Origin of the sequence: Streptomyces sp. NPDC005181 (assembly GCF_040608395.1) — a bacterium.
In the GTDB taxonomy this organism is placed as follows: domain Bacteria; phylum Actinomycetota; class Actinomycetes; order Streptomycetales; family Streptomycetaceae; genus Streptomyces.
Genome location: NZ_JBEXID010000011.1, coordinates 136590 through 143955 on the forward strand (window position 1 = coordinate 136590; position 7366 = coordinate 143955).

General features: G+C 67.6%; 7 protein-coding genes and 2 tRNA genes. 2 read left to right on the forward strand and 7 right to left on the reverse strand.

Annotated elements, in window-relative coordinates:
• Window positions 1-15: 15 nt before the first annotated feature.
• The 4 genes from ABZV38_RS10950 to ABZV38_RS10965 all read right to left on the reverse strand — a co-directional run bounded on the left by ABZV38_RS10950 (window position 16) and on the right by ABZV38_RS10965 (window position 3232).
• The gene (locus tag ABZV38_RS10950; protein ID WP_356326462.1) at window positions 16-699 is read right to left on the reverse strand and encodes an ATP-dependent Clp protease proteolytic subunit; all 684 of its coding nucleotides are present in this window, start codon (window positions 697-699) and stop codon (window positions 16-18) included.
• A 47-nt stretch (window positions 700-746) separates the two neighbouring features.
• Complete coding sequence (locus ABZV38_RS10955; protein WP_355770010.1) at window positions 747-1352, reverse strand: ATP-dependent Clp protease proteolytic subunit; 606 nt, start codon at window positions 1350-1352, stop codon at window positions 747-749.
• A gap of 264 nt (window positions 1353-1616) precedes the next feature.
• Window positions 1617-3005 carry a trigger factor gene (tig, locus tag ABZV38_RS10960; RefSeq protein WP_356326463.1) on the reverse strand — a complete coding sequence of 463 codons (1389 nt, stop codon included), beginning with the start codon at window positions 3003-3005 and terminating at the stop codon, window positions 1617-1619.
• 150 nt (window positions 3006-3155) lie between these two features.
• Window positions 3156-3232 (reverse strand) — tRNA-Pro (locus tag ABZV38_RS10965).
• A gap of 167 nt (window positions 3233-3399) precedes the next feature.
• Between ABZV38_RS10965 and ABZV38_RS10970 the strand changes: the two genes are divergently transcribed.
• Window positions 3400-3473 (forward strand) — tRNA-Gly (locus tag ABZV38_RS10970).
• Between the two features lie 76 nt (window positions 3474-3549).
• Here ABZV38_RS10970 and ABZV38_RS10975 read toward each other — a convergent pair.
• Window positions 3550-3744, reverse strand: a complete 195-nt coding sequence (locus ABZV38_RS10975; RefSeq protein WP_356326464.1) for a hypothetical protein — start codon at window positions 3742-3744, stop codon at window positions 3550-3552.
• Window positions 3745-4223: 479 nt separating this feature from the next.
• Between ABZV38_RS10975 and ABZV38_RS10980 the strand changes: the two genes are divergently transcribed.
• Window positions 4224-5378, forward strand: a complete 1155-nt coding sequence (locus ABZV38_RS10980) for an acyltransferase family protein (protein ID WP_356326465.1) — start codon at window positions 4224-4226, stop codon at window positions 5376-5378.
• Window positions 5379-5383: 5 nt separating this feature from the next.
• Here ABZV38_RS10980 and ABZV38_RS10985 read toward each other — a convergent pair whose 3' ends face one another.
• Entirely contained in the window at window positions 5384-5890 is a 507-nt protein-coding gene (locus tag ABZV38_RS10985; RefSeq protein ID WP_356326466.1) for an HD domain-containing protein, read from the reverse strand.
• A gap of 116 nt (window positions 5891-6006) precedes the next feature.
• Window positions 6007-7155, reverse strand: coding sequence for a PP2C family protein-serine/threonine phosphatase (locus tag ABZV38_RS10990; protein ID WP_356326467.1), 1149 nt, complete (start codon window positions 7153-7155; stop codon window positions 6007-6009).
• Between the last annotated feature and the right edge of the window lie 211 nt (window positions 7156-7366).

Below are 7366 nucleotides of genomic sequence, written 5' to 3' on the forward strand. Positions count from 1 at the left end.
GGGTAAAGACCGACGTCAGGCCATCGCTCCGGCCGCGCTCTTGCGGGTGGAGACGATCTGGTCGACGAGACCGTAGGCGAGGGCGTCCTCGGCGGTCAGGATCTTGTCGCGCTCGATGTCGTCGCGGATCTTCTCCAGCGGCGTGGTGGAGTGCTTGGCCAGCATCTCCTCCAGCTGGGTGCGCATCCGCAGGATCTCGTTGGCCGCGATCTCCAGGTCGGAGAGCTGCTCACGGCCGGTCTGCGAGGACGGCTGGTGGATCAGCACACGGGCGTTGGGCAGTGCCATGCGCTTGCCGGCCGTACCGGCGGCGAGCAGCACGGCCGCGGCGGAGGCCGCCTGGCCCATGCAGACCGTCTGGATGTCCGGCTTCACGAACTGCATCGTGTCGTAGATCGCGGTGAGCGCGGTGAACGAGCCGCCGGGGCTGTTGATGTAGATGGAAATGTCGCGGTCCGGGTCCATCGACTCCAGGCACAGCAGCTGCGCCATGACGTCGTTGGCGGAGGCGTCGTCGATCTGCACGCCGAGGAAGATCACGCGCTCCTCGAAGAGCTTCGCGTACGGGTCGTACTCACGCACACCCTGCGAGGTGCGCTCCACGAAGCGCGGCACGATATAGCGGTTGTCCACCTGCGGGCCGGTGTAGAGACCGCTCGCGGAGGCGCCGGGGAAGTTGTTCATGTGGGTGTTCACCATCCTGGTGGCGTTCTGAGGGCTGGGGCTGCGGGCTGGGCGGGCAGGGCTCAGGCCCCGGTGCCGCCGCCGCCCGGAACGCCCGAGGCGATCGTGATGATCTCGTCGATGAGGCCGTACTCCTTGGCCTCCTCCGCGGTGTACCAGCGGTCGCGGTCACCGTCGCGAATGATCGTCTCCACGGTCTGGCCGGAGTGGCGGGCGGTGATCTCCGCCATCCGCTGCTTCGTGCGGAGCAGGTACTGGGCCTGGATCTTGATGTCCGACGCGGTACCACCGATGCCGGCCGAACCCTGGTGCATGAGGATGTCGGTGTTCGGGAGCGCGAAGCGCTTGCCCGCGGTGCCACCGGTCAGCAGGAACTGGCCCATCGAGGCCGCCATTCCCATACCGATGGTGACCACGTCGTTCGGGATGTACTGCATGGTGTCGTAGACCGCCATGCCGGCCGTCACCGAGCCACCGGGGCTGTTGATGTAGAGGTAGATGTCCTTGTCCGGATCCGCGGCAAGGAGAAGCAGCTGCGCCGTGATCTTGTTGGCGATGTCATCGTCGACCTGCTGACCGAGGAAGATGATGCGCTCGCCGAGCAGTCGGCTGTAGACCTGGTCGCCGAGGCCACCACCGAGGGACGGCTCTCCGGCGGCGTAAGGCATCAGATTCGTCACGTATCCACCTGCTCGTCTCTGACGGCTCCGGCCGTCTCAGCGTCTTCGTACCGGGCGGGCGGGGACTCCCCGACCCTTCCTATTCATGGACCCTAACGCGCAGGTGGGACAACGCCATCCCGCTTCCGCAACTGTTCGCTGGGAGCGCAAGCTGAGCAGTCCGCACACGGGTTGTGGGGGTAGGCCACCGATACGACGACGGGCTCCGGACGCTGAGCGTCCGGAGCCCGTCGTACGGGTTCAGCGCGAGGCTCAGGCCTCGGTCTTCTCCTCGGTGGCAGCCTCGGTGTGGCCCTCGGCGGCCTCGACCGTCTCGATGGCCTCTTCCTCGTCGTCCTCGAGCTCGACGAGCTCACCGTTGGTGTCGACGACCTTGGCGGCCTCGACGACCACCGCGAGCGCCTTGCCGCGGGCGACCTCGCCGACGAGCATCGGCACCTGGCCACCCTCGACGACTGCCTGGGCGAACTGGTCGGGGCTCATGCCGGAGGAAGCGGCGCGCCGCATGAGGTGCTCGGTGAGCTCCTCCTGGTTGACGCTCAGCTTCTCCTTGTTGACGAGCTCGTCCAGGATGAACTGGGTCTTGATGCCCTTGATCGCCTGCTCGGAGGTCTCGGCCTCGAACTCCTCGAGCGTCTTGCCCTGGATCTCCAGGTACTTCTCGAGGGTCAGACCCATCTGGCCGAGCTGGTGGTGCTCAAGGTTGTGCTTGCGGGTCTGGACCTCGTCCGCGAGCAGCTTCTCGGGGATCGGGACCTCGGCCAGCTTCAGCAGCTCGTCGAGAACGCGCTCCTGGGCCTGGGTGGCCTGGTCGTACTGCTTGGTGTTCTCGAGGCGCTTGCGGCTGTCGGCCTTCAGCTCGTCGAGGGTGTCGAACTCGCTCGCCATCTGGGCGAACTCGTCGTCCAGCTCGGGGAGCTCACGGGCGGCGACGGCGGTGACCTTGACGGTGACCTCGGCCTCCTTGCCCTCGGCCGAGCCGCCCTTCAGCTCGGAGGTGAAGGTGGCCTCGCCGCCCGCCTCCAGGCCGGTGACGGCCGCGTCGATGCCCTCGAGGAGCTCGCCGGAACCGATGGTGTACGAGACACCCTCGGCCACGCCGTCCTCCAGGACCTCGCCGTCGACCTTGGCCTGCAGGTCGATCGTGACGACGTCGCCCTCGGCGGCGGCGCGCTCGACCGGGTTGGTGGAGGCGAAGCGGTCACGGAGCTGCTCCACGGCCTTCTCGACGTCCTCGTCGGTGACCTCGAGGGCGTCCACGGTGACCTCGATGCCGGAGTAGTCCGGGATCTCGATCGCGGGGCGCACGTCGACCTCGGCGGTGAAGGCCAGCAGCTCGCCGTCCTTCAGCTCGGTGATGTCGACCTCGGGCTGGCCCAGAACGTTGAGCTCACCCTCGTTGACAGCCTCGGTGTAGAACTTCGGGAGGGCGTCGTTGACGGCCTCCTCCAGCACAGCACCGCGGCCGAACCGCTGGTCGATGACCCGGTTGGGGATCTTGCCCTTACGGAAGCCCTTCACCGTGACCTGCTGGTTGATCTTCTTGTACGCCGCGTCGAGGCTGTCCTTGAGCTCCTCGAAGGGCACCTCGATGCTGAGCCGAACCCGAGTCGGGTTCAGGGTCTCCACGGCGCTCTTCACGGTTCGGTCTCCTTGGTGGCTGACTTCTTGGGGTTCTGCTCGGCCACCGGACAGCGGCTCCGCGGATCGAGCCCGGTACATCAGACACACGGGCACGCAATTTGCATAGTAACGGCAAGGGGGATGACTCCCACAATGCGATCTTGCCGGTGGTCGGGGTGGCCGGATTCGAACCGACGACCTTCCGCTCCCAAAGCGGACGCGCTACCAAGCTGCGCCACACCCCGTCGGTGCGACACGTAGGGTACATGCAGATCGACAGTGCACAGGCCGCTTTACAGGGACGGCGTGGATTGCGACACCCGGTGCCGCAACGAGGTGTGCGGACACCGTCCGCGACCCGCTAGGATGCTCCTCGTGCCGCGGTCCGGGTGACCTGCGGTGCGCGGCGCTTGCGGGCGTAGCTCAATGGTAGAGCCCTAGTCTTCCAAACTAGCTACGCGGGTTCGATTCCCGTCGCCCGCTCCATGCGTGGGCCCGGTTCGGCGAATTACTCGTCGGACCGGGCCTTCTGCGTTCCGCCTTCCGCCTTCTGCGGTGCGGATCAGAAGCTGATCCGGTTGATGGTCTCCGCTATCGAGTTCATGAACCTGTTGATCGACGGCGCCATGCCGGTCGATGCCAGGAAGAAGCCGAAGAGCACCGCAACGATCGCGGGTCCGGCCTTGATGGAGCCGCCTCGGATCAGGACCACCAGGATGATCGCCAACAGAAGCACCACAGACAGTGAAATGGCCACGACTGATCACACCCTTGGTCGGTCCGCCTTGCCGGCCCGGAAGTGTGCGGCCGGGCACTCCTCCGTTGCGTCCATCGTGCCACCAACTCCCCTGTAGTTGCTGCCAGGTGACGAATCGACCTGTCGGGATCGCGCCATCCTCACACCCCGCGTGCGCGGGGGCGGACACGCCCCGCCGACCCGCCCGCCGGGGCGTCACCAGGGAGGCAGCCGACGACGCGGAGGTCACCCATGAGGGTGATCAAATACCCCGGAACTGTGATCGTTTCCATATCCACACAGATCATTCACACGCATTTCTCGACCTCCGATGCGATGAAATTCACTCCACTCAAACACCTGCCGATATGCACTATTTAAGGAGGATCAATCGGGTCATAGTGGGCGGTTTTCGGTAGTTTCACTTTCCATTGGGCGGGAACACGCAATATCCGCGGGCGGTTTTACGAATTACAATCGAGGCGTCTAAGGTGTTTTAGATGTTCCACGCTCCGAACGCATTTCAGAGGGCCCCGCTCCCCCCGGCGACCCGGGAGTCGGAGCCCAGTCACCAGGGCGGCACGACCATTACCGTGTCGCCCCCGGCACCGGTGGTGGACCGGCCTTCGGCGGCCGTGCCGACGAAGCGGCGTGACGCCTACTTCGACAACGCCAAATATCTGGCGATCGTGCTGGTGGCCGTGGCGCATGCATGGGTACCGGTGATGGACGGGAGCCGGACCGCCCGTGCGCTGTACATGGTCGCGTACACGTTTCACATGCCGGCCTTCATCATCATCTCCGGCTATTTCTCACGCTCGTTCGACATGAGCGCCAAGAAGATGAAGCGCCTGGTCACCGGCGTCGCCGTACCCTACGTGATGTTCGAGACGGCGTACTCGCTCTTCAAGCGGTACGCGGACGACTCGCCGGACCATCCGATCAGCCTGGTCGACCCCTGGTTCCTCACCTGGTTCCTGGCCGCGCTGTTCATCTGGCGGCTCACCACGCCCGTCTGGCAGGCGCTGCGCCACCCACTGCCGGTCGCGCTCGTCATTGCCGTGCTCGCCTCGTTCTCCCCCACGATCGGCGACGATCTCGATCTCCAGCGGGTCCTGCAGTTCCTGCCGTTCTTCGTGCTGGGGCTCCAACTGAAGCCCGCGCATTTTCAGTCGGTGCGCCGGCGTGAGGTGCGGCTGCTGGCGCTGCCGCTGTTCGCCGGGGCCACCCTGTTCGCGTACTGGGCGGCGCCGCGGATGCAGCTGGGCTGGTTCTACCGCAGCAACAGCGCGCCCGAGATGGGCGCCCCCTGGTGGTCGGGTGCGGTGATGACACTGCTGATGTTCGGCTGTGCACTGCTGCTCACCATCGGGTTCCTGGCCTGGGTGCCGCGTCGCCACATGTGGTTCACCGTGCTGGGCGCCGGGACCATCTGCGGCTATCTGCTGCACGGGTTCCTGGTCAAGGGCGCGGGATACGCCGGAGTGTTCGACCGGTACGAGTGGCTGGCCGAGCCGGGCGGACTGGTCCTCGTCTCGCTGGTCGCAGCTTGCGCGGTGACGCTGATGTGCACACCGCCGGTGCGACGGATGCTGCGTTTCGCGACCGAGCCGGACATGGACTGGGCGTTCCGGCGGGACGCCGCCAAGCTCTGAGTGGATCAGCCGTCCGTGGTGTTGGCCGGATCCAGCCGATCGATGGGCCGTTCGCCGGCACTGAGTCCGAGCAGCGCGCGTACCTGCGCATATTTCGCGGTCAGCCGAGTACGTGTCGCCGGTTCCAGGACTGCGAGGCGGGCCGGGTCGGCGTTGTGGGCGAGGTCGGACTCCTTGATCAGCAGGGCGCCCGGGGTGGCGAGGATGCGCCGGGTGTACGCAGCCAGGTCCTCGCCGTCCCGTTTGGTGACGGCGAGAACCATGTCCTTGACCTGCTGCGGCAGCGCGGCGGCCGCCAGCCACTCGGCGGACAGCGCGTCGTCCTCGACCGCGTCGTGCAGCCAGGCGGCGGCGATCTGCTCGTCGCTGCCGCCCCTGACCCGTACGCCTTCCGCGACGGCGGTGAGGTGTTCGGCGTACGGGCGTCCCGCCTTGTCCTTCTGGCCGTCGTGCGCGCTGCGGGCGATCGCCTCGACTTCGGTCAGCGTCAGGGGTGTACGTGGCGTGGGCATGGGACGACTCTACGGACGGGCGGTCGTCCGGCGCAGGACCGCGCGGGCGGGCACCGTCATGGCGACGGGGCCGATCCCGGCCGGGCGCCGAGTGCGCGGTCCCTGTCCTGTGCGGCTCAGGACCGGCGGGACAGCAGCAGCAGCGCCCGGTCGTCGTTGACGTCCTTCGCGCATGCCTCGATCAGATGCCAGGCCGCGCCGTCGAAGCCGGTGACGACATAGCGGTCGGCCTCACCGGTCAGCCGGTCGATGCCCTCCGCGATGTCCCGGTCGGACGCCTCCACCAGGCCGTCCGTGAAGAGCATCAGCACATCGCCGGGGGCCAGTGAGCCCTTCACGGCGTCGAACTGCGCCCCGTCGTACACCCCGAGCAGCGGGCCCTCCGCGGCCTTCTCCTCCCACTGGCCGCTGCCCGCATGCAGTTGCAGGGCCGGCGGGTGGCCCGCGGACAGGAGCTCGTAGTCGCCCGATTCGAGGTCCAGCACCAGATGGATGGAGGTGGCGAAGCCCTCGTCCCAGTCCTGGCGCAGCAAATAGGCGTTGGCCGCGGGCAGGAAGCCGTGCGGGGGCAGCGAGCCGAGGAGGCCGCCGAACGCGCCGGACAGCAGCAGGGCGCGGGATCCCGCGTCCATGCCCTTGCCGGAGACATCGGTGAGCACGGCCTCCAGGGTGCGGCCGCCGTTGGTGCGGGCCGCTACGACGAAGTCGCCGGAGAACGACTGGCCGCCCGCCGGGCGCAGCGCCATCTCGCGGTGCCAGCCCTGCGGCAGCCGCGGCAGGGCGCTCTGCACCCGGATGCGTTCGCGCAGGTCGAAGAGCATGGTGCCGCCGCGCCGCCACGGCACGCCGACCCTGGCCCGGAACTGGGCGAGGACCAGGCCGAAGAAGCCGCAGGCCGCGACCACCAGGACGGTGCCCGGGGTCACCCGGGCCGGGCCCTGCCCGTAAGGGCCGAGCGCGATCGCCTCCACGATCAGGGCCGCGGCGGCGGCCGCGTACAGCCCCAGCAGGCTGGCCGGCCGCAGCAGCAGACCGCCCGCGACGATCGGCAGGACGAGCGCGGCCGGTGCGCACCACACCGCGTTCATCAGCGTGCCGCAGGTGATGGCCGGGATGGTCAGCAGCAGGCCGGCCAGGGCGATCCAGTCGGAGCCGTCGCCGCGGAAGTAGTCGACGCCGGATTTGCGCAGCGCGATGCGCGCCCGGTGCACCGATTTCTGCAACCGGGCCGGGTACGAGTCTGCTCCTGCGCGACGACGAGCCATTGCGGGGACCCTATACACCCGAGCGACCCAGGTGCAGGGGGACCCCTGTGACAATGCGTTCGAAAACGGGTCGCCCGTCCGACGTACCCCTGGTAGGCATGGCAGATGACTACTGACACGGCAGCTGTAGATGCGGTCGTGTGACGCGTCGGTGCTGGCCAGCTGGGTGATGGGGCGCCTGCGGGCATGAGTACGGCCACCGTGATCATGG

Coding starts and splice junctions, on each gene's coding strand:
- ABZV38_RS10950 (WP_356326462.1), bottom strand. CDS start 699: ATGGTGAACACCCACATGAACAACTTCCCCGGCGCCTCCGCGAGCGGT.
- ABZV38_RS10955 (WP_355770010.1), bottom strand. CDS start 1,352: ATGCCTTACGCCGCCGGAGAGCCGTCCCTCGGTGGTGGCCTCGGCGAC.
- ABZV38_RS10980 (WP_356326465.1), top strand. CDS start 4,224: ATGTTCCACGCTCCGAACGCATTTCAGAGGGCCCCGCTCCCCCCGGCG.
- ABZV38_RS10985 (WP_356326466.1), bottom strand. CDS start 5,890: ATGCCCACGCCACGTACACCCCTGACGCTGACCGAAGTCGAGGCGATC.
- ABZV38_RS10990 (WP_356326467.1), bottom strand. CDS start 7,155: ATGGCTCGTCGTCGCGCAGGAGCAGACTCGTACCCGGCCCGGTTGCAG.